Here is a 24903-nt window from a genome sequence, read left to right as displayed (position 1 = left end):
CCGGGGGTGACTTTCCGGAATCGCCGCCAGCCGGGGCAGCGCCGGAAGATCATTCTTCGGGGCCGGCCTGTTCTTCCTCGCCGAACTGGCCCTTCTGCAGCGCGGCGTAATGCCCGCCGGCCTCCATCAGCTCGTTGTGCGTGCCGGATTCCACCACCCGGCCGTCGTCCAGCACCAGGATGCGGTCGGCGTCTTCCACCGTGGACAGGCGGTGCGCGATCACCAGGGTCGTGCGCCCGCGCATCAGCTGTTCCAGAGCGTCCTGGATCTTCTGCTCGGACTCCGAGTCCAGCGCCGAGGTGGCCTCGTCGAGGATCAGGATGGGTGCGTCCTTGAGCAGGGCGCGGGCGATTGCCAGCCGTTGCCGCTGCCCGCCGGAGAGCATCACGCCGTTCTCGCCCACCACGGTGTCGAAGCCGTCGGGCAGGTCGTCGATGAACTCCAGGGCGTTGGCCGCGCGTGCAGCCTCGTGCAACTCTTCGGCGGAGGGTTCGCGTGCCAGGCCGTAGCCGATGTTGTTGGCCACGGTATCGTTGAACAGCACCACCTGCTGGCTGACCAGCGCCATCTGCCCGCGCAGGTCGCGCAGACGGTATTCGCGCACCGGGTGTCCGTCCAGCCGTACCTCTCCGTGCTCGGGTTCGTAGAAGCGCGGGACCAGGCTTGCCAGGGTGCTCTTGCCGCTGCCGGAACGTCCGACCAGGGCCACGGTCTGCCCGGGCTGGATCTCCAGCGAGATGTCGCGCAGCACCCACTCCTCGGTCTCGGGATAGCGGAACCAGACATGGTCAACCTCGATATGTCCCTCGGCCCGTTCCAGGCGGCGTTCGCCGTGATCCGGCTCCGGGGCGGTATCCAGTACCTCGAACACGCTCTCGCCCGCGGCCAGCGCCTTCTGGATCTCCGAGTTGACCTTGACCACCCGCTTGAGCGGCGGGAGCAGCAGGAGCATGGCCGCGATGAACGAAATCATGCCCCCGGGGGTGATGGTTTCCATCACCATGTCCATGGTGGCGAGATAAACGATGATCGCGAGCGCGATGACCGCACCGAACTGTGACAGGGGCTGGCTGGCGGCCTCCACCGTCTTGTAACGCATGAACTGGCGGTGGTGGCGGTCATTGATCTTGCGAAAGCGGTCGGATTCATAGTCCTCGGCGCCAAAGATCTTGACCTCCGAATGCCCGCGGATGCTGTCCTCCGCAACCTGGGCATAATCCCCTACCGAACGCTGCATGCGCCGGCTGAACTTGCGAAAACGCTTGTTGGCCCCGCTGATGACCAGGGCCACCGCTGGCGCCAGCCCGAACACGATCAGCATCAGCCAGCCACTGAGCCAGGTCATGTACATCAACAGGAACAGAATGGTGAAACTGTCCTTCACCAGGATCAGGATGGCCTTGGAGGCCGCGGCACTGATCTGATTGACGTTATAGGTCAGCTTGGCCAGCAGGGTACCGGAGGAATGGCGGTCAAAGAAGCCCGCCGGCAGGCGCAGATACTGATCGAATACCGCCTGCCGGATGTCCTTGACCACTTTGCGTCCGACCCAGGCCACCGTGTACTGCGCGGCAAAGGTGGTGAATGCGTAGAAGAAAAAGATCCCGACCAGACCCAGCGGGACCCAGATGCGGGCATCGGGGTCCTGTTCGATGAACGTGCCATCCACCAGCGGCTGAATGATCCAGGCGAAGGCGGCCTGGCCGGCGGCGGCCAGGATCATCGAGATGATCGCCACGATCCCCATGCGCCAGTAGGGTTTGATGAACTCGAAGATGCGGCGGAACAGGCGCCAGGATTCGCCGGCGCTGGGGTGGGTGGCGTCGAGGGCTTTTCTCTTCATGCGATTGCGGGATCCTGGTCGGAACACCGGCCGCGGGGTGGACTGCGAAACCGGAGCAGCATGATAACAGACCGCCGCCGCATGGCTGGGGCGTCCGTGGGCTCGTCATTCGGCCGGGCGCAGCCATCCCCGGCATTGGCGGCACTGGTAGCGATACCCCTTGTTCCGAATCAGGGCATGGCGTTGCGGACTGAGTGCGTGCTGCGTGCAGTCGCAGATATAAGCATAGGTTCGTTGCCGGCGTGCGGGTGTGAGCGGAGTAGCATGCCGCACGCGCGGCGCGACGCCCAGGTGACCCATGATGGCTTGCCATTCCGCACCATGCGGTCGTACTCGGCGTCCCGGATAAAGGGCATGCACTGCGGCGTGGGCCACTTCGTGTGCGATGGTATCCGGGAAATGCGTGTCCCAGTCGCACACAAAGGCCTCGGGGTTGAAACGAATGGCCATATGTCCGCGGTGAACCCGGAACTGACCGGCGGCTCGACCGCGCAGATCAAAAAGAACCTGTGGGGTACAGGATGCGGGTCGGCCGGTAGCTTCGATATAAAACGAGCGTGTGCGCCGGCAAATTCGGTCGCGCGATTCAGGGTCAAGATTCATGTGATGTTTTGGTTTCGGGCCGGATTTCGTGGCATATTTGTCAAAAGAAGCATCGATCGCAACATCTTATGCCCTGTGGTCTTTTTCGGGGTTTAAATCGCTCGGAACGGGAAGATAACGAAACGAACAATGGAGACAAGCATGACCGTGGATGACAAGAAGGCCTCCGAGCTTTCGGCCGAAGAACTTTATGCCCTGGCGCGTGAACGCGAGCGCGAGGAAGAAGAACGCAAGGAAGCCGAGCGTCGTGAAAAGCGCGAGGCGCTGAGGGAAAAGCGCCGTGAAATGGTGGCCCGGCACAAGGCCGAGCTGCGCGAGATCGACCGCCAGATTGAGGAACTGGGCGGACGCGCCGGCGGGCGCCGCAAGGCCGGTTCCGGGCGTGGGGGGCGCCGCGGCGGCAGCGGTTCCATTAGCCAGAAGCTGTGCGACATCGTCGCCTCGCAGCCAGAAATGAGCGTCAAGGACATCAAGTCCGAGGCCGAAAAGGCGGGTCTGGACACCCGCAACATCAGTCAGACCCTGGCCTATCTCAAACGGCAGGGGCGCCTGACCTCGCCACGCCGGGGCGTTTACAAGGCCGCCTGATCTGCGGGGGTGTGTTCCCGGGCCGGGGTCGGGCGGCCCGCTGCAGCTCACCCCGCGGCCGGGTGAATGCCGACGCCGCTCTGCGCATCGCGCGTCAGGGCGGTCTTGCCCTCCAGCCAGCGCTGGATCTCGGCGCCGGCCACGTGGTGGCGCCAGCCGCTGCCCAGACGACTGTCTTCCGGTCGTCCCCTTATCAGTTCGACCACGTCCTTGCGCTGCGCAATGGCTGCGGGTGTGATCGCCTGCCTGCGGGCGAGTTCTCGCAGCAGGGCCATGGCCATGTCGGCGAGCACCTCTTCGGCTTCCGCCAGAGGCCTCGGTTTCGGCAGTGCCGGCCATTCCGCTTGTGGCCGTTCACGGCCGGTCCGAATCGCCTCCAGCAGGCCCTGCACCCGGTCTTCGTTCATACCCGACGGGAAACCGCGCAGCCCGCGCAGTTGTGCGCTGCCTGACGGCGCGCGGCGCGCGATTTCGAGCAGGAGGTCATCGGAGAGCACCCATTTGCGCGGCCGGTCGCTGCTCTGCGCCGTGCGTTCGCGCCATGCGGCCACGGCCTGGAGTACGGAGAGTTCGCGCGGTTTCAGGCGTTTGTGTCCGGAGACCCGGCGCCAGGCCGCCTCGGGATCCGCGCGGTAGGCCTCTGGGTCGGCGAGGGCGTCCATCTCCGGTTGCAGCCATTCCAGGCGTCCACTGCTCTCCAGTTCCGCGTGCATCTGCTGGTACAGGGCCGCGAGATAGCGCACATCGTCGGCGGCATACGCCAGCTGTTCCGGATCCAGCGGACGGCGCGACCAGTCGGTGCGGGTCTGGCTCTTGTCCAGCTCGTGATCCAGTACCGCGCGGACCAGGTTGGCGTAGCCGACCTGGTCGCCATGTCCCAGCATTGCGGCGGCGATCTGCGTGTCGAACGCCGGAGCGGGCACGTCGCCGGTTTCGCGCAGCAGGATCTCCATGTCCTGCCAGGCGGAGTGAAAGACCTTGGTGACCGAGCGGTCGTGCAGCAGCGGGGCCAGCCGCTTCACGTCCAGGGCCAGCGGGTCGATGCTGGCGATGTGCTCCGGGGTCGCCGCCTGGATCAGGCAGAGCTTCGGGTAGTAGGTCTTCTCCCGCAGGAATTCGGTATCCAGAGCGATCCACGGCGCGCCGTGGATCGCCTGCAGGAATGTCTCGAGCGCCTCCGGTGTCTCGATCAGGCCGTGATCATGCATGGTCGTCGGGGCGGTTCTGCTCGAAGGCCTCCAGCTGCTCGCTGCTGGCCGGCTTCTGATAGCGCTCCTTCCATTCGGAGTAGGGCATGCCGTAGACGATCTCGCGCGCCGCCTCGTAATCGATCGTCTCGCCGCGTTCCTCGGCGGCCGCCACGTACCATTTCGAAAGGCAGTTGCGGCAGAAGCCCGCGAGGTTCATCAGGTCGATGTTCTGCACGTCCTTGCGCTCGTCCAGGTGCTGCAGCAGCCGCCGGAAAACCGCGGCCTCGATCTCGGTCTGCTTGTTCGGGTCCATGGGGTTCTCCGCCAGGGCGATGAATGGAAAGAGTGAGTATGCCGCAGCCCGACGGGGGCGCGCGATGGCTGGCGTACGCTCTCAGGTCAGGTGCAGGAGCCAGCGCTTGCGCGCTCCGCGCAGCAGCACGAAGACCAGGGGCCAGACCAGGGCGCTGGTCAGCACCGGCGCCCAGTACCACACGCTGCCCGGCGGCAGCCCGGTCAGTCCCTGCGGCCAAAGCGCCACCAGCTTGTACAGCGCGATCAGCACGAGGACCACGATCATCTGTTGCCAGACGGGATAGACCCGCAGGCGCGAATGCAGCTGGATGCTCAGGTAGGCGACCAGGGCCATCGCGACCGCGTTCTGGCCCAGCAGCTGGCCGAGCAGGACGTCCAGCAGCAACCCGGTGACGAACGCGGTGAGCACGCCCACCCGCTGCGGAAAGGCCATGGCCCAGTAGATCAGCACCAGCGCGGGCCATTCCGGGCGCACGGGGGGCAGCCCGCCGGGCAGTGGCACGATGGCCAGGGCCAGGGCCGCCAGCAGGCTCAGCGGAATCGGCCAGGGGATGCCCGTGCCGCCGCTCATGGTTGGTCGTCGGCCGCCGGGTCGCGTTCCGCGGGCAGCGGCGTCGGGATGGCGTCGCGGTCCGTGTCACGGGTCCACAGCAGCAGGACCTCGCGCGAGCGGTCCAGCGCCGCCAGCGGCGCCGCTTCGATGGACAGGAAGGCCTCGCCCGGCGGGCGTTCCACCGAGGTGACGCGGGCGACCGGGTAATCCGCCGGGAAGCGCCCGCCCAGCCCGGAGGTCAGCAGCAGATCGCCTTCCCTGATGTCTTCCTGCGGCGGGACATGACGCATTCGCAGGCGCTGGGGGTTGCCGGTGCCGACCACGATGCCGCGCAGGCCGGTGCGCTCACTGAGCACCGGCAGTGCATGCCCGGGGTCGGAGATCAGCAGGGCCGTGGCGCTGGCATGTTCGGCGGACAGGATCTGCCCGACCACGCCGTCGGCGTCGATCACCGGCTGCCCGGAATACACCGCATCCCGCTGCCCCTTGTCGAGTACGATCTGCTGGCGGAAGGGATCGAGGTCCACCGACAGGATCTGGGCGACCTGGACCTCTTCGTCGGCCTGGCGGGCGGTGTTGAGCAGGGCCCGCAGGCGGTCGTTTTCCGCCTGCAGGGCCTCGAAACGCAGCTGGCGGGCGCGCAGCTCGCTGTTCTCGCGGCGCAGGATCCGGTTCTCCACGACCAGATCCTCGCGGCTGGAGAACGATTCCATGACCCGCGAGCCGGCGCGGATGGGCGCATCCACCGCCACCTGGATCGGATGGGCGATGGTCGCCAGTACGCTGCGCACGGTCTGCAGTTCGTTCAGGCGGTGGTCGAGCACCATCAGTGCGATCCCCAGCAGGACCACGAACAGCAGGCGCAGCGTGGGCGAGATGCCCAGTCTGAACAGTGGCTTGCTGATAACCGAACCTCCGGAACGCGGGGCGACTCCCGGGAACGTGCCCGGGACCGGAGTTTACTCCATGGAGAGGAAGTCGACCCGCTTCTCGTCGAGCATTTCCAGGACCCGGCCGCCGCCGCGGGCGACGCAGGTGAGGGGGTCGTCGGCCACGACCACCGGGATGCCGGTCTCCTCCATCAGGAGACGGTCGATCTGCTGCAGCATGGCCCCGCCGCCGGTCAGCACGATGCCGCGTTCGGCGACATCGGACCCCAGCTCCGGCGGGGTCTGTTCCAGCGCCGTGCGTACCGCGGACACGATCCCGTACAGCGGATCCTGCAGGGCCTCGAGGATCTCGTTGGAATTCAGGGTGAACGAGCGCGGCACGCCCTCGGACAGGTTGCGGCCCTTGACCTCGATCTCCAGCAGCTCCTTGCCCGGATAGGCGGAGCCCACCGCGTGCTTGATGCGTTCGGCGGTGGCCTCGCCGATCAGCACGCCGTAGTTCCGGCGCACATAGGCCATGATGGCCTCGTCGAAGGTGTCGCCGCCGATGCGTACGGACTCGGAATAGACGATGCCGTTCATCGACAGCACGGCCACCTCGGAGGTGCCGCCGCCGATGTCCAGCACCATGGAGCCGACCGCCTCGTCCAGCGGGATGCCGGCGCCGATCGCCGCGGCTACCGGTTCCTGCAGCAGGTAGACCTTGCGCGCCCCGGCGCCGAAGGCGGATTCGCGGATCGCGCGGCGTTCCACCTGGGTGGCGCCGCAGGGCACGCAGACCAGCACGCGCGGGCTGGGCCGGAAGATCCGCCGTTCGTGCACCTTCTTGATGAAGTACTGCAGCATCTTCTCGGTGGTGGTGAAGTCGGCGATCACGCCGTCCTTCATCGGCCGGATGGTCACCACGTGCTCCGGGGTGCGCCCGAGCATCTTCTTGGCCTCGATCCCGACCGCTTCGATGGAGCGCGGACCGCCGGGGCCGCGGTCCTGACGGATCGCGACCACCGAGGGCTCGTTCAGGACGATGCCCTGCCCGCGCATGTAGATCAGCGTGTTGGCCGTGCCGAGGTCGATGGAGATGTCGTTGGAGAACAGCCCCAGAAGGCGTTTGAGCATGGGGAACGAACCTGCTTGGGTGAACGGCGGGAAAGTGCGTGACTCTAGCAATCGCCCCGGGTTTGGGCAAGGTCGGGGTTGTGGTAAGTTTGCGCTCCGTCTCAGCATTTCAGCGACTTTGCGTCGAGTATCCTTCTGCCTGCAGCGAGGGCCGCAAGCCATGTCCGTAGATACCGAACACGTCCAGCGCATCGCCGAACTGTCGCGCCTGGCGATGGATGCCGATCAGGCCCGCGAATTTGCCACCGGTCTGAGTGACATCTTCGATTTCGTCGAGCAGCTCGACGGCGCCGACATCGAGGGGGTGGAACCGATGGCCCATCCGATGGACGCGGCCCAGCGCATGCGCCCGGACGCGGTGACCGAACCCGATCGTCGCGAGGACTACCAGGCCATCGCCCCGGCGGTCGAGGCCGGTCTGTATCTGGTGCCGCGCGTCATCGAATGACGCCTGACCCGCCGAATCGCCTGCGGCGCGCCTTGTGCGCCGCTTTCAGCCACGCTTGAAGGAAAGAGTCCCGAGTCCATGACCCAGGAAACCCTGTCCGACTGGGTACGCAAGCTGCGCGCCCGTGAGATCAGTTCGCGCGAGCTGACCCGCCTGTACCTGGACCGCATCGAGCGTCTGGATGCGGATCTCAACAGCTTCGTCACCGTGACCGCCGAGTCCGCGCTGGAGCAGGCGGACGCCGCCGATGCGCGTCTGGCGCAGGGCGAGGAGGCCCCGCTGCTGGGCGTGCCGGTGGCGCAGAAGGACATCTTCTGCACGCGCGGCGTGCGCACCGCCTGTGGCTCGCGCATGCTCGACCCGTTCGTCTCGCCCTACGACGCCACGGTGGTCGAGCGCATGCACGCCGCCGGCGCGGTGATGCTGGGCAAGACCAACATGGACGAGTTCGCCATGGGTTCGTCCAACGAAACCAGCTTCTATGGCCCTGTGCGCAACCCTTGGGACACCACGCGGGTCCCGGGCGGCTCCTCGGGCGGTTCCGCGGCCGCGGTGGGCGCACGCCTGGTGCCCGGTGCGACCGGTACCGACACCGGTGGCTCCATCCGTCAGCCGGCCGCGTTCTGTGGCATCACCGGCCTCAAGCCGACCTACGGCCGGGTGTCGCGCTACGGCATGATCGCCTTCGCCTCCAGCCTGGATCAGGGCGGGCCGATGGCGGCCTCGGCCGAGGACTGCGGACACATGCTCAATGCCATGGCCGGGTTCGACGAGCGCGACTCGACCAGTCTCGAGCGCCCCGCCGAGGATTTCACTGCGGGGCTGGACGCCGACCTCTCCGGGTTGCGTATCGGCCTGCCGCAGGAGTTCTTCGGCGAAGGCCTGGATGACGGCATCCGCGCCGTGCTGGACGAGGCGATCCGGGTGCTGCGCGAACGTGGCGCCGAGATCCGCGAGGTCAGCCTGCCCAACAGCCACCTGTCGGTGCCGGCCTACTACGTAGTGGCCCCGGCCGAGGCCTCGTCCAACCTGTCGCGCTTCGACGGCGTGCGCTACGGCTATCGCTGCGAGGACCCGCAGGACCTGCTGGACCTGTACACGCGTTCGCGCGGCGAGGGCTTCGGCGCCGAGGTGAAGCGGCGCATCATGGTGGGCACCCATGTGCTGTCCGCCGGTTACTACGACGCCTACTATCTCAAGGCGCAGAAGGTCCGCCGGGTGATCGCCGACGATTTCCGCCGGGTGTTCGCCGACGTCGACCTGCTGCTAGGCCCGACAACGCCGGAACTGCCGTTCGAGCTGGGGGCCAAGAGCGCCGACCCGGTCAAGATGTACCTCTCGGATATCTACACCATCGCCGCCAATCTGGCGGGGCTGCCGGCGATGTCGCTGCCGGCGGGCGAGGTGCAGGGGCTGCCGGTCGGGCTGCAGCTGATCGGAAACTACTTCGACGAGGCGCGCATGATCGGCGTCGCACACCAGTTTCAGCAGGAGACCGACTGGCACGCCCGCGTGCCGTCGGCCTTTGCCTGAGGGGTCGCAGCATGGAATGGGAAACCGTCATCGGGCTGGAGATCCACGCCCAGCTCAATACCGTCTCCAAGATCTTTTCCGGGGCGCCCACCGCCTACGGCGCCGAGCCCAACCGTCAGGCCTGCCCGGTGGACCTGGGCATGCCCGGCGTGCTGCCGGTGCTCAACCGCGGGGTGGTGGAGCGCGCGGTGATGCTGGGGCTGGCGCTGGACGCCGAAGTGGCCGGCCGCTCGGTGTTCGCGCGCAAGAACTACTTCTACCCGGACCTGCCCAAGGGCTACCAGATCTCGCAGTTCGAACTGCCGATCGTCGCCGACGGGCATCTGGACATCGAGCTGGAGGACGGCACCACCAAGCGCATCGGCGTGACCCGTGCGCACCTCGAGGAAGACGCCGGCAAGAGCCTGCACGAAGGCTTCGAGGCGATGACCGGCATCGACCTCAACCGGGCCGGTACCCCGCTGGTGGAGATCGTCTCGGAGCCGGACCTGCGTTCGGCGAAGGAGGCGGTCGCCTACATGAAGAAGCTGCACTCGCTGGTGCGCTACCTGGATATCTGTGACGGCAACATGCAGGAGGGCAGCTTCCGCTGCGACGCCAACGTCTCCATCCGCCCGAAGGGCCAGGCGGAATTCGGTACCCGCGCGGAGCTGAAGAACCTCAACTCCTTCCGCTTCGTCGAGCGTGCGATCAACTTCGAGATCGAACGCCAGATCGATGTGATCGAGGGTGGCGGCCGCGTGGTGCAGGAGACCCGCCTGTATGATCCGGACCGCGACGAGACGCGTTCGATGCGGACCAAGGAAGAGGCCAACGACTACCGCTATTTCCCCGATCCGGACCTGCTGCCGGTGGAGGTCGATCAGGGCTTCATCGAGGAGATCCGCGGCCGCCTGCCGGAGCTGCCCGACGCCAAGCGCGAGCGTTTCGTGTGCGAGTACGAACTGCCGGAATACGACGCCGGCGTGCTCACCGCGACCCGCGAGATGGGGGATTTCTACGAGGCGGTGGTGCGGGGCTGCAATGCGCCCAAGCTGGCTGCCAACTGGGTGATGGGCGAGTTCTCCGCCGCGCTCAACCGCTCCGAGGTGGAGCTCGCCGAGGCCCCGGTGGATGCCGGGGCGCTGGCCGGGCTGCTGGCGCGCATCCAGGACGAGACCATCTCCGGCAAGATCGCCAAGGAGGTGTTCGAGGCGATGTGGAACGGCGAGGGCGATGCCGACAGCGTGATCGAGGCGAAGGGGCTCAAGCAGATCACCGACACCGGCGCGATCGACGCCATCATCGACGAGGTGATCGCGAACAATCCCAAGCAGCTCGAGCAGTACAAGGGCGGCAAGGACAAGCTGTTCGGGTTCTTCGTCGGCCAGGTGATGAAGGCCACCCAGGGCAAGGCCAACCCCGCTCAGGTCAACGAGCGGCTGAAGGAACGCCTGGATCAGGCATGAGTGATGCGGGCATGGGCGCGGCATCCGCGCGCGAAGCCGATACCCTGCACCGCTTCATGCTGGAAAACACCGGGGTGCGCGGCGAATGGGTGCACCTCGACCGGGCATGGCAGGCGGTGCTGGAGCGCCACCCCTACCCGCCGGTGGTGCGCGACCTGCTGGGGCAGGCCTGCGCCGCGGTCACCCTGGTCGCCGCCACGCTCAAGTTCAAGGGCTCCCTGATCCTGCAGGTCACGGGTTCCGGGCCGCTGCACATGCTGGTTGCGCAGGCGGACGGGCAGGGCCATCTGCGCGGCGTGGCCCGTTATCACGAGACCCCGCCGGAGGACGGCACGCTGGACGCGATCCTCGGCGCGGACGCGCGGGTGATGATGACCCTGGATCCCGGGGACGGCGGCGAGCGCTATCAGGGCGTGGTGGAACTGCGCGGGCAGACCCTGTCCGACGCCCTCGACGGGTATTTCGAGCAGTCCGAGCAGCTCCCCACGCGGGTGTGGCTGGCCGCCGACGGTCAGCGCGCCGCGGGCATGCTGTTGCAGGGGCTGCCGGATGACAGCGGGCAGCCGCTGTCGCGCGAGAGCGAGGACTGGAACCGCGCGACCACCCTGGCCGCGACCACTACGGCGGCCGAATTGCTGCAGCTGGACGCCGGTTCGCTGCTGGGCCGGCTGTTCGCCGAGGAGCGCGTGCGCCTGTTCGACGGCTCCACGGTGGAATTCCACTGCCACTGTTCGCGCGAGCGCGTGGCCACTACCCTGCAGAGCCTCGGGGTGGACGAGATCCGCTCGATCCTGGCCGAGCAGGGGCGCATCGAGGTCACCTGCGAGTTCTGCAATGCGCAGTACGTGTTCGATGCGGTGGATGCCGAGGCCCTGTGCCGTCCGGACAGCGCGCAGCCGCCGGGGCCCGATACCTCGCAATAGGGCCGCGCCGGCCAGGGGCGTGCCGCCTACGCGGGGTCGCGCTGGCCGCAGACCGGGCAGGCCGGGTCGCGCAACAGGCCGATCTCGCGGAACTGCATGTGCAGGCCGTCGATCAGCAGCAGACGCCCCGCCAGAGTCGGCAGGCCGGCCAGCAGCTTGAGGGCCTCGGTCGCCTGCAGGCTCCCGACCACCCCCGGCAGGCTCGCCAGTACCCCGCTGGTCGCGCAGGTGTCCTCGTCCGCCCCTTCGTCGCCGTACAGGCAGTGGTAGCAGGCCGCCTGCGGGTCGCGGAAATCGAAGGTCGTCAGCTGGCCCTCGAAACGGATCACCGCGCCGGAGACCAGCGGCGTTCCGGTGGCGACCGCCGCGCGGTTGATCGCGCCACGCGCGGCGAAATGGTCGGTGCCGTCCAGCACCACGTCGGCCCCGGCGAACAGCGCGCGCATCGCGTCGGCGTCCAGCCGTTCTGCGCGGGTCTCCACCCGGCAGGCGCTGTTCAGCGCCGCGAGGCGCCGCGCACCGGAGGCAACCTTGTCCGCGCCCACGTCGGCCTCGCCATGCAGGATCTGGCGCTGCAGGTTGCTGGCCTCGACGTGATCCGGGTCCACCAGGGTCAGCCGGCCGACCCCGGCTGCGGCCAGATAGGCCGCCACCGGCGAACCCAGCCCGCCCACGCCCATCACCACGGCGTGCGCCCGGCGCAGGCGTTCCTGCCCCTCGGCCCCGATGGCCGGCAGCATGATCTGTCGCGCGTAGCGCAGGAGTTCGTCGTCATTCATCGGGCGGATTGTAACCCCGTGGTCCGGGGAAGCACGGCTCCATGTATACGTTCCTGCGGGCACTCCGGGGCATGGTTCATCAACCGTGCGAGTTGCGCGAAACGTGGCGCGGTTCACGCCGTGCCCGCGGTGGTTCAAGGGGCGTTCAGACACCCGGGCGCAATCTGGCCACCGGCAATCCCGCCGGAAGACATCAGGAGGGCATCCTCATGCAACCCAACCACAAATCCGTCATGCGGCGCCTGGCCGCCGCCGTGGTGCCGGCCGCGCTGCTGGCATTCGTGATCGTGGCCCCGGCGCAGGCCGCCACCCCGTTGGAGACGGCCGCCAAGGCCGGGGGCACGGCGTTCTCGATCGAGGGCCTGCAGCAGGTGCGCCACGACCGCAACCGCTCCGGCAAGCGTGGCCATCGTCACAGCCGTGGCCATCCGCACTCGAGTCGCGGCCATCCCGGGGCACGCGGGCACAAGCAGTCGCGTCGCGGGCATTCGCGCGGGCGCGGGCCGGGCCACCGTTTCTCGCGAGGGGCCGAACACCATCATCACTACTATTACGGTCGTCCGCACCGTTCCGGGCCGCGGGATCGTCGTGACCGGCGTTCCTCCGGCAGCATCCGCCTTCATCTGCCGCTGCCGCGTCTGTGATTTGCGGCCGGGCCGTTTTCCGGTCCGGAGCATGGCACCCAGGGCCCCCGGTGCATGCGCCGGGGGCCTCGGTATGTCTGTCAGTCAGCGCCGGGCCCGCTGGCGTGCCCCGGTCACGCGGGGATGGCCGGCGGTGTCCGGCCAGGTCGTGATCTCCGTCCACGGCCCGGTCTCCAGTCGTGCCCGTACCGCGGCGTCCTGATCGAATCCGTGTTCCAGCAGCAGCCAGCCACCGTCCGCCAGGTGATCGGGCGCGCTGGCGATCAGTTGATGCAGGTCCGCCAGGCCCGCTTGCGCCGCGACCAGCGCGCCGCGGGGCTCGAAGCGCAGGTCGCCGCGTTGCAGATGCGGGTCGTCGGGGGCGATGTACGGCGGGTTGGAGACGATCAGGTCGAAGCGCGCGGAGGCCGCCAGCGGTTGCAGCCAGGCCCCGGCGAAGAAGCGGACATCCAGATCCAGTTCGCGGGCGTTGGCGCGGGCGCGGGTCAGGGCGTCGAGGCTGGTGTCGCTGGCGAAGCCGTCGATCGTCGGGCGTTCGGCCTTGAGTGCAAGGATGATGGCCCCGCTGCCGGTGCCCGCGTCCAGCACCCGGGGGTGGTCTCCCGGCGCCGCGTCGATAACCCCCAGCGCGGCCTCGACCAGCACCTCGGTCTCGGGGCGCGGGATCAGGCAGGCCGGGGAGACCCCCAGATCCAGGGTCCAGAAGCCGCGCCGGCCGAGGATGTGGGCGATCGGTTCGCCCTGCAGGCGGCGTTGGCAAAGGGCCTCGGCCGCGGCCGCCTGCGCGGGGTCGGGGGCATCGCCGCCGCGAGCGATGAACTGCGCGGTGCTCAGGCCGGTGGCCATGCCGAGCAGCAGGCGTGCCTCCAGCCCGGGGGCCTCCACGCCCGCCTCCTGCAGCCGTTTACGCAGGCTGGCCAGCAGGGCGTCCAGCGTGGCCGGGCGGTCCATCAGGCGTCGGCGAGGGAGGCGAGCTGTTCCGCCTGGTACTCGTGGATCAGCGGGTCGATCACCGGGTCGAGGTCGCCGGCCATCACCTGTTCCAGCTTGTACAGCGTCAGGTTGATGCGGTGGTCGGTGACCCGCCCCTGGGGGAAGTTGTAGGTGCGGATACGTTCCGAGCGGTCGCCGCTGCCCACCAGACCCTTGCGCTCGGCGCTCTGGGCCTCGGCCTGCGCGGCGCGTTCATCCTCGTACAGCCGCGCGGCGAGGAAGTTCATCGCGCGGGCGCGGTTCTTGTGCTGGGAGCGTTCATCCTGGCATTCGACCACGATGCCGGTGGGCAGGTGGGTCAGGCGCACCGCCGAATCGGTCTTGTTCACGTGCTGGCCGCCGGCGCCGGAGGCGCGGAAGGTGTCCACGCGCAGGTCGGCCGGGTTGATCTCCGGCATCTCGACCTCCTCCAGTTCCGGGAGGATCGCGACCGTGGCCGCCGAGGTGTGGATGCGGCCCTGGGATTCGGTTTCGGGGACGCGCTGCACGCGGTGGGCGCCGGACTCGAACTTCAGCCGTGAATAGGCGCCCTGACCGGCGAGGCGGGCGATTACCTCGCGGTAGCCACCGTGTTCGCCCTCGCTGACCGACAGGATCTCCAGCTGCCAGTGGCGCTGTTCCGCGTAGCGGCTGTACATGCGCAGCAGGTCGCCGGCGAACAGCGCGGCCTCGTCACCGCCGGTGCCGGCACGGATCTCGAGGAACACGTTGGCGTCGTCGTGCGGGTCCTTCGGGATCAGGTGGCGGTGGAGTTCGGCCTCCAGTTCCTCGTTGCGCGCACTGAGGGTCTCGATCTCGCCCTCGGCCATGGCCCGCAGTTCGGGGTCGTCCTCCTCCAGCATCGCGCGCGCCTCCTCCAGCGCGGCGCGGTTTTCGTTCCATGCCTTCCACGCCTCGGCAACGGGTTCCAGCTGGCTGTATTCCTGCGACAGACGGCGCAGCTGCTCGGGGTCCTCGGCGGCATCCGGCGTGGCGAGCAGGCCGGCGATCTCGGCGTGGCGTTCGGCCAGGCTTTCCAGTTTGGCGCGAAAGGAGGCCTTCACGCGTCGTCCCTGGTGCTGTCGGATTCCGCGCCGCGGTCAGGTCCCGGTTCGTGTCCGTGATCACGTCCGGGGTCGTCCTCGCGTTCGGGCAGCTGAAACAGCTGGTGCGCGGCCTCCAGCAGGCGGGCGTCGCCCTCGTGGGCCGCGGTGTTGAGACTCTTGCAGGGGTGGTGCATCAGCTTGTTGGTCAGGGTATGGGCCAGCCAGGGCAGGACCTCGTCGGGCGGACGCCCGGCGCGGATCATCGCCAGGGCGCGCTCCACGGTCTCGTCCTTGACCGTCTCCGCGCGTTCGCGCAGCTGGCGGATGCTGTCAATCGAATCGCGCGCGCGCAGCCAGCGCATGAACTCCCCGGCGCGCTGGTTGATGATCTCCTCGGCCTGTTCCGCGGCGGCCTGCCGCGAGGCCATGTTGTCGTCGATCACTTCCTGGAGGTCGTCCACCGTGTACAGGTAGATGTCCTCCAGCTGGCCGACCTCGGGTTCGATGTCGCGCGGGACGGCGATGTCGACCATGAAGATCGGCTTGCGCCGGCGCTTGCGCAGCGCGCGTTCCACCGCACCTTTGCCAAGGACCGGGACCGGCGCGGCGGTGGACGAGATCACGATGTCGGCCTCCGGAAGACGCTCACTCAGGTGATCCAGGCCGATGGGCTCGCCGTCGAAGCGCTCGGCCACGCTGCGCGCGCGATCCTCGGTCCGGTTGGCGACGATCACCCGGCCGATGCCCAGGCCGCGCAGGTGCTGCAGCGCCAGTTCGATGGTTTCGCCGGCGCCCACCACCATCGCGGTCAGCGGCTTGAGGTCGCCGAAGATCTGCCGTCCCAGCGACACCGCGGCGAAGGCCACCGAGACCGCGCTCTGGCCGATCGCGGTCTCGGTGCGCACGTCCTTGGCGGTGGCGAAGGCGTGCTGGAACAGCCGCTCCAGCGACAGCCCGAGGGTGCCGGCGTTGTGGGCGTACTGGTAGGCGGTCTTCATCTGCCCGAGGATCTGCGGCTCTCCCAGGACCATCGAATCCAGGCCGCTGGCGACCCGCAGGGTATGGCGTACGGCCGAGCCGTCGTGGTGCAGATAGAGATAGGGCCGAAGCTCGGAGCGGTCGATCCCGTGGTAGCCGCCCAGCCAGTCGACCACGCGATGTTCGCTGTGCTCCCCGCTTTCGCGGAAATAGACCTCGGTGCGGTTGCAGGTGGACAGGATCGCACTCTCCGGCAGCCGCACACCGGAGCGCAGCGAATGCAGCGCGTCGTCCAGTTCGTGCTGGCTGACCGACAGCCGTTCGCGGATCTCGACCGGCGCCGTCTTGTGATTGATTCCGAGTGCGAAGAGCATAGCCTGCGTATTGTGCCGCAAAATGCCGCCGACGGGTCATTAGTGTAAATGTACGCAGTGCCGGATACAGTGCGACCATGGGTTCCCGCAGGCGGGTCGGCGGTGCAAGGAACCTCGCGCGCCCGTCGGCCGTCACATTGAAAGCTGAAATGCATGGATTGCCCGTAATGAAGAGAACCCTGCTGGCCGCGGCCGTGCTGCTCCTCGCGAGCGGCTGCGCGCATCACAACATCGGTGCCAGCGAATCGCTGGAGACCGAGGAGCCCGAGGTCGTTGCAGTGCCCCAGGCGGGGCTTCAGGAGGACCCCGAGGCGGCGCTGATGTTCAACGTGCTGGCTGGCGAGATCGCGGTGCGCGCAGGTCAGACCGGGGAGGCGGCGCTGTTCTACGGGGCCGCCGCAGCGCTGAGTCATGATCCCGAGATCGCCGAACGGGCGACCCGCATCGCGCTGTTCGCGCGCGAGCGCGAACGGGCGCTCGGTTCGGCGGAACGCTGGCTGGCGCTGTCGCCGGAACACGGCGAGGCCGTGCAGATCGTGGCGCTGCTGCGGGTGAACGCCGGACAGACCGAGGCGGCCGCGGAACTGGTCGACGAATGGATGGAGCGTCGCGCGGGCGAGGATGCCGATCCGCATCGCAGTCTGGTGTCCCTGATGATGCAGGCCGACGACCGCGACCATGCGCTGGAGACCCTGGGCCATCTGGCCGAGCGTCGCGCCGACGATCGCGAGACCTGGCGGGTGTATGCCGAGCTGGCCCTGCGGTTCGACGCCACCGACGCTGCGCTGGACGCGACCGAACGCGGCCTCGAGGAACACCCCGACTCGATCGGTCTGCACCTGCTGCGGGCCCAGGCCCTGGAGCGTGACACGCGTGGAGACGAGGCGCTGGCGCTGCTGCGGGAGGCCGTCGCGGACCATCCCGACAGCCGCGACGCTCGTATCGGCTATGCCCATGCGCTGACCGACCACGCCGATGACCGCGAAGGCCCGCGCGAGATCGCCCGCCTGGCGGATCTGGCACCGGAGGATGACGAGGCGCGGCTGACCCTCGCCCTGCTGAGTCTGGAGAGTGGCTGGAACGACGCCGCGCGCGAGCAGCTGGAGGCACTGGAGGCGCGCGGCGTGCGCGAGGACGAGGTCGCGTACTACCTCGGGCGTCTGTACGAGCTCGAAGACGATGCCGCGAGCGCGCGCGGATACTTCCGCCAGGTGGGGGACGGCGATTACCGTCAGGATGCGCGCCTGCGCCTGGCCGCGCTGACCCTGCGCGAGGAAGGGCCGGACGCCGCGCGCGAGGATTTCCGCGAGCTGCAGGGGCAGGACGACGAGGATGTCGCGCGCGAGGCCTGGGTGGTCGAGGTCAACACCCTGCGCGAGGAGGAATCCTACGAGCGGGCGCTGGAGCGTGCCAGCGAGGGGCTGGAAGTCTTCCCCGAGGAGACCGATCTGCTGTATCAGCGCGGTCTGATCCACGAACGCCTGGACCGGGTCGACGAGGCGCTGGAGGATTTTCGTGCCATCCTCGAGCTCGAGCCGGAGAGTGCCTCGGCGATGAACGCCCTGGGCTACACGCTGGCCGACCGCACCGATCGCTACGACGAGGCCTACGAGCTGATCACGCAGGCCCTGGAGCAGCGGCCCGACGACGCGGCGGTGGTCGACAGCTACGGCTGGGTGCTCTACCGCCTCGGTCGTCTGGACGAGGCCGAGGAACAGCTGCGCCGCGCCTGGAGCCTGATGGAGGATGGCGAGATCGCGAGCAACCTGGCGGTGGTCCTGTGGGAGCAGGGCGAACGCGACGAGGCGCGCGACCTGCTGGAGGAGGCGCTGGAACGCGAGCCCGATCACGAGCGGCTGCAGCGGGTCTACCGCGAGCTTCTGGAATGAGCGGGGCGCTGTCGCGCGCGGCGCTGATGCTGGCGTTCGTGCTGGGGATCACGGGTTGCGCCGCGCTGCCGGAGGTCGATCGCACGGAAGCCGCTCAGGCCGCCTTCGAGGAGCGCGGCGGCCGGCTGGGCGCGCAGCACACCTGGCGGCTGGTCGCGCGTCTGGGGCTGGAAACGGAACACGAGCACTGGTCCGCCCAGCTCAACTGGCGGGTGCAGCAGGGCGCGCACACCCTGGATCTGGCCGGCCCGATGGGGCGTGGCGGCGGTCGCCTGACCCTGGCCGAGGGGCAGCCCGCGCAGCTGGTGACCCGCGATGGTGAGCGCCACAGTGCGCCCGACCCGGATGCCCTGGCCATGCGGCTTACCGGGGACGAGATCCCGGTCTCCGGCATGATCTACTGGGTGCGCGGGCTGCCCGATCCGGCCCGTTCCTTCGACCATGAGGTGGATGCCGAAGGCCGCCCGATCCGCATCCGGCAGGCGGGCTGGGAGATCGAATACACCGAGTACGAAGAGTTTGACGGCGAGGTCATGCCGGTGCGCATGGAACTGCGGCGCGACGCGCTGACCCTGCGCGCCGTCATCCGCCAGTGGCAGATTGGAGACGGATCCGCCTGATGCCGACGTCATTCGCGCAGGTCTTCCCTGCGCCCGCCAAGATCAACCGTTTTCTGCACATCACCGGCCGGCGTGCGGACGGCTATCACGAGCTGCAGACCGTGTTCCAGTTCCTCGGGCTGGAGGATCGGCTGCGCTTCGAGCCGCTGCCCGGCGGGCGCGTGGAGATGGCCGATGCGGCCGCGGTCGACGGTTCGGACAACCTGTGTGTGCGCGCGGCGCGCCGGGTATTCGATGCCGCCGGCCGGCGCGAGGGGGTACGCATCCACCTGGAAAAGCGCCTGCCGGTCGGCGGCGGGGTTGGTGGGGGCAGCTCGGATGCCGCCACTACCCTGGTGGCGCTCAACCATCTGTTCGAGCTGGGGCTTGGCGAGGCCGAGCTGGCGGCGCTGGGGTTGCGCCTGGGGGCCGATGTGCCGGTGTTCGTGCACGGGCGGGCCGCCTGGGCCCAAGGCGTGGGTGAACATCTGGTCCCGGTGGAGCCCGACTGTCCGCCGGCCCTGCTGATTGACCCCGGGGTTCCGGTTTCTACCGGAACCATGTTCTCGGCGGGAGAATTGACACGCGACCGCGCCCCCGAGAGAATTTCGCACTCCGTGGACGGCGCGACGTTCGTGAACGTCTTCGAGCCGGTGGTCCGGCGGCACCATCCGGAGATCGCCCGGGTGCTGGACTGGCTGGGGGCGTGGACCGATCGGGTCCGCCTGAGCGGCACCGGAGGCTGCGTTTTCGGGCTGTTCCCCGACCGCGCCACGGCCGAACGCGCCCGCGGCGCGCAGCCGGAGCCCTGGCGCAGCTGGGTGACGCCGCTGCGTAACGAATCGCCCCTGCGGGCCTGGTTGCCGGGCGACCGACACGGAGCAATGCAGACTACTGGGCCGTAGCCAAGCGGTAAGGCAACGGGTTTTGATCCCGTCATGCGCAGGTTCGAATCCTGCCGGCCCAGCCATACAATCGCCCCGCGCCGCAGGCGAGGGGCGCATGACAACCGGGCGGCAGGATGAGAACCGTGAAAGGTTCGACTCGAGCGGCGCAGCCGCGAGAGAACGCCGCCGAAGGCGGCGGCCCGGAGGGCGGCGCGCAGCGCCGTAATCCTGCCGGCCCAGCCATACAATCGCCCCGCGCCGCAGGCGAGGGGCCATATTCCCGAACCCCGGCCCCGGCCGGGGTTCATTACTGGAGGCCGTGCCATCGGGCGCGGTTTCGCACCACCCAGACCGGGGCGAGTCGTGGTCGACAAGAGTCGCATGATGATCTTCGCGGGGAATGCCAACCCGCGACTGGCACAGGGCGTTGCCGAACACCTCGGCCTGCCGATGGGCAAGGTGACCGTCGGGCGCTTCAGCGATGGCGAGGTCCAGGTCGAGATCCTGGAGAACGTGCGCGGGCGCGACGTCTTCCTGATCCAGCCCACCGGACAGCCCACCAACGAGAACCTGATGGAGCTGGTGATCATGGTGGATGCGCTGCGGCGTGCGTCTGCCGGCCGTATCACCACCGTGATCCCGTATTTTGGCTACGCTCGTCAGGACCGGCGCGTGCGCTCGGCGCGCGTGCCGATCTCGGCCAAGGTGGTCGCGAACATGATCGAGGCGGTGGGCGCCGACCGGGTGCTGACCATCGACGTGCACGCCGATCAGGTTCAGGGTTTCTTCAACGTCCCGGTGGACAATATCTATGCCTCGCCGGTGCTGCTGGGCGACGTCTGGCGGCACGTGTCCGGGGATCTGACGGTGGTCTCGCCGGACGTCGGCGGGGTGGTGCGCGCCCGCGCGATCGCCAAGCGGCTGGATGACGCCGATCTGGCCATCATCGACAAGCGCCGCCCGCGCGCCAACGAATCCGAAGTGATGCACATCATCGGGGACGTGCGCGGCAAGTCCTGCATCATCATCGACGACCTGGTGGATACCGCCGGGACCCTGTGTCAGGCGGCGAAGGCGCTGAAGGGGCACGGGGCGGTCTCGGTGAGTGCCTATGCCACGCACCCCGTGCTTTCCGGCGCGGCGATTGATAACATAAACGGTTCGGCGCTGGACGAGCTGGTGGTGACCGACACCCTGGCCCTCCAGCCCAACGCGCTGGCATGTCCGAAGATCCGGCAGCTCTCGGTCGCGGAGATGCTCGCGGAAACCATCCGCCGCATCAACCGCGAGGAGTCCGTGAGCTCGCTGTTTGTGGACTGAGCCGGGACCGGATTGCCGGTCAGCGCCGCCGGCGGTCGCCGGCTACCCCGAATCCGGGAGGAAGGGCCTCCCGCTTTACGCCTCACCTGGTCGCGGGTGGGGCGCGTTCATTCTGGAGAACGTCATCATGAGCATGAGCTTTACCCTTGAAGCCGAAAAGCGTGACGAACAGGGATCGAGTGCGAGCCGCCGCCTGCGTCGCGCCGGCAAACTGCCCGCCATCCTGTATGGCGGTGATGATCCGGCCGTGCCGATCACGCTGGATCACAACGCGATGGTCCACAACCTGAAGGAAGACGCGTTCTATTCGCACATCCTGACGGTCAAGCTGGACGGTAAGTCGCAGAAGGCGATCCTGCGTGACGTGCAGCGCCATCCGTTCAAGCCGACCATCTACCACGTGGACCTGCTGCGCGTGAGCGCCAATCAGCCGATCCGCGTGAACGTGCCGGTGCATTTCACCAACGAGGAGACCTGCAAGGGCGTCAAGCCCGGCGGTGGCATGATCAACCGCCAGGTCAACGAGATCGAGGTCGAGTGCCTTCCGGACGACCTGCCGGAATCCATCGAGGTCGACATGACCGACGTGGACGTTGGCGAGACCCTGCACCTGTCCGACCTGAAGGGCAATCTGCCGAATGGTGTCGAAATGGTCGCGCTGATGCAGGGCGACGACTACGACTATGCGGTCGTGACCGTGCAGCTGCCGCGTTCCGCCAAGGGCGGCGGTGGTGCCGCTGACGCCGACGAAGGCGGCGAGGGCGAGGACGCCGGAGACGAGGCCGGCGACGAAGAAGCCGGTGGTGAAGAAGACAACGGCTGATCGCCGTTGTCCCGCTCATTGGCATGACCCGCCCGAACGCACCGATCCGTCTGGTGGTCGGTCTGGGCAACCCGGGCCCGCGTTACGCCGAAACCCGGCATAACGCGGGCTTCTGGTTTGTGGATGCCCTGGCCCGCGACCACGGTACCCGGTTTCGCGCGGAAGGTCGCTTCGACGGCGAGGCGGCCCGGCTGACCCTGCCCGAAGGCGACGCCTGGCTGCTCAAGCCGATGTCCTTCATGAATAAGAGCGGTCTGCCGGTGCGCAAATGCACCGATTTCTACCGCATCGCCCCGGAGGAGATCCTGGTGGTCCACGACGAGCTGGATCTCGAGCCCGGGGTGGTCCGCCTGAAGCATGGCGGCGGGCACGGCGGACACAATGGCCTGCGGGACCTGCACCGGCACCTGGGCGGCCCCGAGTACAGTCGTCTGCGCGTTGGCATCGGGCATCCCGGGGAGCGCGATCAGGTCGTGCCCTACGTGCTGGATCGGCCGGGGCGCGACGATGCCCGGGCGATCGACGCCGCCCTGCAGGATGCGGCCCGCGAGATCCCGGCCCTGCTCGCGGGACGCTGGGACGAGGCCGTGCGCAACCTGCACGGCCGTGGCTCCGGCTGAGCCCGCACCGAGCCAGCACCGAGTTACATCCGAGGAAATCCCATGAGCCTGAAATGCGGCATCGTCGGCCTGCCGAACGTCGGCAAGTCGACCCTGTTCAACGCCCTCACCCGTGCGGAAATCGCGGCGGAAAACTACCCGTTCTGCACCATCGACCCCAACGTGGGCGTGGTGGAAGTGCCGGACCCGCGGCTGGCGAAGCTCGCCGAGCTGGTCTCGCCCGAACGGGTGCTGCCCACCACCGTGGAGTTCGTCGACATCGCCGGGCTGGTCTCCGGGGCCGCCCAGGGCGAGGGGCTGGGCAACCAGTTCCTCGCGCACATCCGCGAGACCGACGCCATCGCTCAGGTGGTTCGCTGCTTCGAGGACGACGACATCGTGCACGTATCCGGACGCGTGGATCCGCTGGCGGACATCGAGACCATCAGTACCGAGCTGATGCTTGCGGATCTCGAGACCGTCAACAAGGCCCTTACCCGCCTGACCCGGGCGGCCAAGTCTCAGGACAAGGAAGCGATCGCCCGCCTGCGTGCCGCGGAGAAGGTCGCCGAGGGTCTGGGCGAAGGCATCCCGGTGCGGGCCCAGGCCCTGGAGCCCGAGGAGCTCGGGCTGCTCTACGACCTGCATCTGCTGACCATCAAGCCGCTGATGTACATCGCCAACGTGGACGAGGCCGGTCTGGCCGAGGACAACGAGCAGGTGAGGGCGGTGCGGGATAAGGCCGCCGAGGAAGGGGCGCAGGTGGTAAGCGTGTGCGCCGCCATCGAGGCCGAGATCGCGGTGCTGGAACCCGAGGAGCGCGCCGAGTTCCTGGCCGATCTGGGGCTGGAGGAGCCGGGCCTGGATCGGGTGATCCGCACTGCTTATGAGCTGCTGGACCTGCAGACCTTCTTCACCGCCGGGGAGAAGGAGGTGCGCGCTTGGACCGTGCGGCGGGGCTCGACCGCGCCGCAGGCCGCCGGGGTGATCCACACCGACTTCGAGAAAGGATTCATTCGAGCCGAGGTGGTCGGCTACGACGATTACGTGGCGCACGGCGGCGAGCAGGGGGCGAAGGATGTCGGCAAATGGCGTCTCGAAGGCAAGGAATACGTCATGCGCGAGGGGGATGTTGTACATTTTCGCTTTAATGTCTGACCATCACGGTCGGACTTTGCTGCGGGGTCGGGCAAGCCCCGTCCGCTGCCGTTCCTTGACGCAAACACCCAACAGGCCCGAATCAGGAGTACAGCGATGGACGTAATGGACCGCATTCGCCAGCAGGTGGAAGAAAACCCGGTCGTGATCTTCATGAAGGGGAGCCCGCAGTTCCCGATGTGCGGCTTCTCCAGCCGCGCGGTCGAGGCGCTGAAGCGCTGCGAGCGCGAATTCGGCTACGTGAACGTGATCGCCGACCAGGAAGTCATGCAGAATCTGCCGCGCTTCGCGGACTGGCCGACCTTCCCGCAGGTCTACATCGACGGCGAGCTGATCGGGGGCTGCGACATTACCCTTGAGATGTTCGAGAGCGGTGAGCTGAAGAAGATGGTCGACGAGGCCCACGACAAGCACGCCCAGCGCAACGCCGGCTGAAGCGACCGGCCCGCTCCGTGCCCGGCCCGTCACCGCGATCGCGGTGACGGGCCTTTTTTGTGCTCAGCTGCCGGGCGGCAGTTCCTCGGGGTCGGGCAGCTGCAGCGCGGCCTGCGGCACGCCGATGTGGTCCTGCCAGTGGTTGGCGACCGCGCAGAACACGTCGGCGGTCTTCTCGGCATCGAAGGCCGCGCTGTGGGCCGACTCGTTGTCCCACTCCAGTCCGGCGGCACGCGCTGCACGCGCGAGCACGGTCTGGCCGTAGGCCAGCGCGGACAGCGTCACCGTGTCCAGGCTGCTGAACGGGTGGAAGGGGTTGCGCTTGATGCCGCAGCGCTCCGCGGCCTTGTGCACGAAGCCGAGGTCGAAATGGGCGTTGTGACCCACCAGGATCGCGCGCTTGCACAGGTTCAGCTTGACCTCGCGGCGTACCTCGCTGAACAGTCGCCCCATGGCCTGGTCTTCCGGCCAGGCCGCGCGCAGCGGGTGATAGGGGTCGATCCCGTTGACCTCCAGCGATTTCGGATCCATCTCCGACCCTTCGAAAGGACGCACGTGCAGGCTGACGGTGTGGGCGCGCTCCAGGCGGTCCTGTTCGTTGCGGCGCAGGAACACCGCCGCGACCTGCAGCAGGGCGTGGCGTTCGCAGTCGAAGCCGCCGGTCTCCACGTCCACCACCACGGGCAGAAAGCCGCGGAAGCGGTGGGCCATCGGGCGGTGCGAGGGTTCGAGCTGGGCGGGTGCGGCCATGCGGTTACCTTGGTTCGGATCGGTTCCGGGAAGATCTGTTCACTTCGCCCCTGTTTTACGGGAGATCGGCGCCATAGAACGCTTTCGCTTGACCTGCTGGCAGCACAGTCGGGATACTTGCGCCTTTCTGTCCGCCCGGGCCGCGGCATGTTAGCAGAACCGCCCCGCGCCCGGTGGCAAGGCCCCGCGCCCGCGACCCG

Annotated in this window: 26 protein-coding genes, 1 tRNA gene and 1 other RNA gene; 16 read left to right on the top strand and 12 right to left on the bottom strand. The window is 68.1% G+C overall.

Annotated features, from left to right (window positions below):
* Positions 1–49: 49 nt before the first annotated feature.
* Positions 50–1843 (bottom strand): lipid A export permease/ATP-binding protein MsbA, encoded by a 1794-nt coding sequence (gene msbA / locus D571_RS0103645; protein WP_018935316.1) that lies wholly within the window; start codon positions 1841–1843, stop codon positions 50–52.
* A 105-nt stretch (positions 1844–1948) separates the two neighbouring features.
* Complete coding sequence (locus D571_RS14020) at positions 1949–2446, bottom strand: SprT-like domain-containing protein (protein WP_083916864.1); 498 nt, start codon at positions 2444–2446, stop codon at positions 1949–1951.
* 141 nt (positions 2447–2587) lie between these two features.
* Here D571_RS14020 and D571_RS0103640 point away from each other — a divergent pair, with 141 nt between their 5' ends.
* Positions 2588–3034 (top strand): hypothetical protein, encoded by a 447-nt coding sequence (locus D571_RS0103640; protein ID WP_018935315.1) that lies wholly within the window; start codon positions 2588–2590, stop codon positions 3032–3034.
* Positions 3035–3081: 47 nt separating this feature from the next.
* On the opposite strand, the gene rnd is transcribed toward D571_RS0103640, so the two are convergent.
* The 5 genes from rnd to D571_RS0103615 all read right to left on the bottom strand — a co-directional run bounded on the left by rnd (position 3082) and on the right by D571_RS0103615 (position 7098).
* A complete protein-coding gene (rnd, locus tag D571_RS0103635; RefSeq protein ID WP_018935314.1) occupies positions 3082–4242 on the bottom strand; it encodes a ribonuclease D in 1161 nt (386 codons plus the stop codon).
* Entirely contained in the window at positions 4235–4537 is a 303-nt protein-coding gene (locus D571_RS0103630) for a DUF1244 domain-containing protein (RefSeq protein ID WP_018935313.1), read from the bottom strand. Before D571_RS0103630 ends, rnd begins: the two co-directional genes overlap by 8 nt.
* 81 nt (positions 4538–4618) lie before the next feature.
* Positions 4619–5110: a rod shape-determining protein MreD gene (mreD, locus tag D571_RS0103625; RefSeq protein ID WP_018935312.1), complete on the bottom strand. Its 492-nt coding sequence runs from the start codon at positions 5108–5110 to the stop codon at positions 4619–4621.
* Positions 5107–5970 carry a rod shape-determining protein MreC gene (mreC, locus tag D571_RS0103620; RefSeq protein WP_255349490.1) on the bottom strand — a complete coding sequence of 288 codons (864 nt, stop codon included), beginning with the start codon at positions 5968–5970 and terminating at the stop codon, positions 5107–5109. The genes mreD and mreC overlap by 4 nt, the downstream gene beginning before the upstream one ends.
* Before the next feature lie 81 nt (positions 5971–6051).
* The gene (locus D571_RS0103615) at positions 6052–7098 is read right to left on the bottom strand and encodes a rod shape-determining protein (RefSeq protein WP_018869798.1); all 1047 of its coding nucleotides are present in this window, start codon (positions 7096–7098) and stop codon (positions 6052–6054) included.
* Between the two features lie 160 nt (positions 7099–7258).
* Between D571_RS0103615 and gatC the strand changes: the two genes are divergently transcribed.
* The 4 genes from gatC (at position 7259) to hslO (ending at position 11450) form a co-directional block, all read left to right on the top strand.
* Positions 7259–7546 (top strand): Asp-tRNA(Asn)/Glu-tRNA(Gln) amidotransferase subunit GatC, encoded by a 288-nt coding sequence (gatC, locus tag D571_RS0103610; protein WP_018935310.1) that lies wholly within the window; start codon positions 7259–7261, stop codon positions 7544–7546.
* Between the two features lie 78 nt (positions 7547–7624).
* Positions 7625–9079 (top strand): Asp-tRNA(Asn)/Glu-tRNA(Gln) amidotransferase subunit GatA, encoded by a 1455-nt coding sequence (gene gatA / locus D571_RS0103605; RefSeq protein WP_018935309.1) that lies wholly within the window; start codon positions 7625–7627, stop codon positions 9077–9079.
* Between the two features lie 11 nt (positions 9080–9090).
* On the top strand, positions 9091–10527 hold the full coding sequence (gatB, locus tag D571_RS0103600; RefSeq protein WP_018935308.1) for an Asp-tRNA(Asn)/Glu-tRNA(Gln) amidotransferase subunit GatB: 1437 nt from the start codon (positions 9091–9093) through the stop codon (positions 10525–10527).
* A complete protein-coding gene (hslO, locus tag D571_RS0103595; protein ID WP_018935307.1) occupies positions 10524–11450 on the top strand; it encodes an Hsp33 family molecular chaperone HslO in 927 nt (308 codons plus the stop codon). Before gatB ends, hslO begins: the two co-directional genes overlap by 4 nt.
* 26 nt (positions 11451–11476) lie before the next feature.
* On the opposite strand, the gene D571_RS0103590 is transcribed toward hslO, so the two are convergent.
* A complete protein-coding gene (locus D571_RS0103590) occupies positions 11477–12229 on the bottom strand; it encodes a molybdopterin-synthase adenylyltransferase MoeB (protein ID WP_018935306.1) in 753 nt (250 codons plus the stop codon).
* A 209-nt stretch (positions 12230–12438) separates the two neighbouring features.
* On the opposite strand from D571_RS0103590, the gene D571_RS0103585 reads away from it, so the two are divergent.
* Positions 12439–12873 carry a hypothetical protein gene (locus tag D571_RS0103585; RefSeq protein WP_018935305.1) on the top strand — a complete coding sequence of 145 codons (435 nt, stop codon included), beginning with the start codon at positions 12439–12441 and terminating at the stop codon, positions 12871–12873.
* Between the two features lie 84 nt (positions 12874–12957).
* Here D571_RS0103585 and prmC read toward each other — a convergent pair whose 3' ends face one another.
* Genes prmC through hemA form a run of 3 tightly spaced genes read right to left on the bottom strand, consistent with a single transcriptional unit; the run spans position 12958 to position 16243 of the window.
* Positions 12958–13824 carry a peptide chain release factor N(5)-glutamine methyltransferase gene (gene prmC / locus D571_RS0103580; RefSeq protein WP_018935304.1) on the bottom strand — a complete coding sequence of 289 codons (867 nt, stop codon included), beginning with the start codon at positions 13822–13824 and terminating at the stop codon, positions 12958–12960.
* Positions 13824–14909: a peptide chain release factor 1 gene (gene prfA, locus D571_RS0103575; protein ID WP_018935303.1), complete on the bottom strand. Its 1086-nt coding sequence runs from the start codon at positions 14907–14909 to the stop codon at positions 13824–13826. The genes prmC and prfA overlap by 1 nt, the downstream gene beginning before the upstream one ends.
* A complete protein-coding gene (gene hemA / locus D571_RS0103570; RefSeq protein ID WP_018935302.1) occupies positions 14906–16243 on the bottom strand; it encodes a glutamyl-tRNA reductase in 1338 nt (445 codons plus the stop codon). The genes prfA and hemA overlap by 4 nt, the downstream gene beginning before the upstream one ends.
* Positions 16244–16410: 167 nt before the next feature.
* On the opposite strand from hemA, the gene D571_RS0103565 reads away from it, so the two are divergent.
* The 10 genes from D571_RS0103565 to grxD all read left to right on the top strand — a co-directional run bounded on the left by D571_RS0103565 (position 16411) and on the right by grxD (position 23953).
* Entirely contained in the window at positions 16411–18132 is a 1722-nt protein-coding gene (locus D571_RS0103565) for a tetratricopeptide repeat protein (protein ID WP_018935301.1), read from the top strand.
* Positions 18129–18752, top strand: a complete 624-nt coding sequence (gene lolB, locus D571_RS0103560) for a lipoprotein insertase outer membrane protein LolB (protein WP_018935300.1) — start codon at positions 18129–18131, stop codon at positions 18750–18752. The genes D571_RS0103565 and lolB overlap by 4 nt, the downstream gene beginning before the upstream one ends.
* Complete coding sequence (ispE, locus tag D571_RS14015) at positions 18752–19636, top strand: 4-(cytidine 5'-diphospho)-2-C-methyl-D-erythritol kinase (RefSeq protein WP_026287548.1); 885 nt, start codon at positions 18752–18754, stop codon at positions 19634–19636. The genes lolB and ispE overlap by 1 nt, the downstream gene beginning before the upstream one ends.
* Positions 19627–19701 (top strand) — tRNA-Gln (locus D571_RS0103550). The genes ispE and D571_RS0103550 overlap by 10 nt, the downstream gene beginning before the upstream one ends.
* 30 nt (positions 19702–19731) lie before the next feature.
* Positions 19732–19861: non-coding RNA, RtT sRNA (locus D571_RS14010), on the top strand.
* Positions 19862–19981: 120 nt separating this feature from the next.
* Positions 19982–20938 carry a ribose-phosphate diphosphokinase gene (locus D571_RS0103545; protein ID WP_018935299.1) on the top strand — a complete coding sequence of 319 codons (957 nt, stop codon included), beginning with the start codon at positions 19982–19984 and terminating at the stop codon, positions 20936–20938.
* A 127-nt stretch (positions 20939–21065) separates the two neighbouring features.
* Positions 21066–21761: a 50S ribosomal protein L25/general stress protein Ctc gene (locus D571_RS0103540; protein WP_018935298.1), complete on the top strand. Its 696-nt coding sequence runs from the start codon at positions 21066–21068 to the stop codon at positions 21759–21761.
* Between the two features lie 23 nt (positions 21762–21784).
* Complete coding sequence (gene pth, locus D571_RS0103535) at positions 21785–22381, top strand: aminoacyl-tRNA hydrolase (RefSeq protein ID WP_018935297.1); 597 nt, start codon at positions 21785–21787, stop codon at positions 22379–22381.
* A gap of 42 nt (positions 22382–22423) precedes the next feature.
* Positions 22424–23518: a redox-regulated ATPase YchF gene (gene ychF, locus D571_RS0103530; RefSeq protein WP_018935296.1), complete on the top strand. Its 1095-nt coding sequence runs from the start codon at positions 22424–22426 to the stop codon at positions 23516–23518.
* A 96-nt stretch (positions 23519–23614) separates the two neighbouring features.
* Positions 23615–23953 carry a Grx4 family monothiol glutaredoxin gene (gene grxD / locus D571_RS0103525; protein ID WP_018935295.1) on the top strand — a complete coding sequence of 113 codons (339 nt, stop codon included), beginning with the start codon at positions 23615–23617 and terminating at the stop codon, positions 23951–23953.
* Positions 23954–24016: 63 nt separating this feature from the next.
* On the opposite strand, the gene rnt is transcribed toward grxD, so the two are convergent.
* Positions 24017–24703 (bottom strand): ribonuclease T, encoded by a 687-nt coding sequence (gene rnt / locus D571_RS0103520; RefSeq protein ID WP_018935294.1) that lies wholly within the window; start codon positions 24701–24703, stop codon positions 24017–24019.
* Positions 24704–24903 lie beyond the last annotated feature (200 nt).

The organism is Thioalkalivibrio sp. ALJ24 (assembly GCF_000377785.1).
Classification (GTDB): domain Bacteria; phylum Pseudomonadota; class Gammaproteobacteria; order Ectothiorhodospirales; family Ectothiorhodospiraceae; genus Thioalkalivibrio.
This window is presented reverse-complemented; position numbering and strand designations above follow the sequence as displayed.

Bases quoted from the DNA above. Each gene is read 5' to 3' on its own strand.
- gatA (WP_018935309.1), top strand. From the start codon at position 7,625: ATGACCCAGGAAACCCTGTCCGACTGGGTACGCAAGCTGCGCGCCCGT.
- pth (WP_018935297.1), top strand. From the start codon at position 21,785: ATGACCCGCCCGAACGCACCGATCCGTCTGGTGGTCGGTCTGGGCAAC.
- gatB (WP_018935308.1), top strand. From the start codon at position 9,091: ATGGAATGGGAAACCGTCATCGGGCTGGAGATCCACGCCCAGCTCAAT.
- D571_RS14020 (WP_083916864.1), bottom strand. From the start codon at position 2,446: ATGAATCTTGACCCTGAATCGCGCGACCGAATTTGCCGGCGCACACGC.
- mreD (WP_018935312.1), bottom strand. From the start codon at position 5,110: ATGAGCGGCGGCACGGGCATCCCCTGGCCGATTCCGCTGAGCCTGCTG.
- D571_RS0103640 (WP_018935315.1), top strand. From the start codon at position 2,588: ATGACCGTGGATGACAAGAAGGCCTCCGAGCTTTCGGCCGAAGAACTT.
- D571_RS0103585 (WP_018935305.1), top strand. From the start codon at position 12,439: ATGCAACCCAACCACAAATCCGTCATGCGGCGCCTGGCCGCCGCCGTG.
- D571_RS0103615 (WP_018869798.1), bottom strand. From the start codon at position 7,098: ATGCTCAAACGCCTTCTGGGGCTGTTCTCCAACGACATCTCCATCGAC.
- rnt (WP_018935294.1), bottom strand. From the start codon at position 24,703: ATGGCCGCACCCGCCCAGCTCGAACCCTCGCACCGCCCGATGGCCCAC.
- gatC (WP_018935310.1), top strand. From the start codon at position 7,259: ATGTCCGTAGATACCGAACACGTCCAGCGCATCGCCGAACTGTCGCGC.
- rnd (WP_018935314.1), bottom strand. From the start codon at position 4,242: ATGCATGATCACGGCCTGATCGAGACACCGGAGGCGCTCGAGACATTC.
- D571_RS0103630 (WP_018935313.1), bottom strand. From the start codon at position 4,537: ATGGACCCGAACAAGCAGACCGAGATCGAGGCCGCGGTTTTCCGGCGG.
- msbA (WP_018935316.1), bottom strand. From the start codon at position 1,843: ATGAAGAGAAAAGCCCTCGACGCCACCCACCCCAGCGCCGGCGAATCC.
- D571_RS0103565 (WP_018935301.1), top strand. From the start codon at position 16,411: ATGAAGAGAACCCTGCTGGCCGCGGCCGTGCTGCTCCTCGCGAGCGGC.
- prmC (WP_018935304.1), bottom strand. From the start codon at position 13,824: ATGGACCGCCCGGCCACGCTGGACGCCCTGCTGGCCAGCCTGCGTAAA.
- lolB (WP_018935300.1), top strand. From the start codon at position 18,129: ATGAGCGGGGCGCTGTCGCGCGCGGCGCTGATGCTGGCGTTCGTGCTG.
- grxD (WP_018935295.1), top strand. From the start codon at position 23,615: ATGGACGTAATGGACCGCATTCGCCAGCAGGTGGAAGAAAACCCGGTC.
- D571_RS0103590 (WP_018935306.1), bottom strand. From the start codon at position 12,229: ATGAATGACGACGAACTCCTGCGCTACGCGCGACAGATCATGCTGCCG.
- hemA (WP_018935302.1), bottom strand. From the start codon at position 16,243: ATGCTCTTCGCACTCGGAATCAATCACAAGACGGCGCCGGTCGAGATC.
- ychF (WP_018935296.1), top strand. From the start codon at position 22,424: ATGAGCCTGAAATGCGGCATCGTCGGCCTGCCGAACGTCGGCAAGTCG.
- D571_RS0103540 (WP_018935298.1), top strand. From the start codon at position 21,066: ATGAGCATGAGCTTTACCCTTGAAGCCGAAAAGCGTGACGAACAGGGA.
- hslO (WP_018935307.1), top strand. From the start codon at position 10,524: ATGAGTGATGCGGGCATGGGCGCGGCATCCGCGCGCGAAGCCGATACC.
- ispE (WP_026287548.1), top strand. From the start codon at position 18,752: ATGCCGACGTCATTCGCGCAGGTCTTCCCTGCGCCCGCCAAGATCAAC.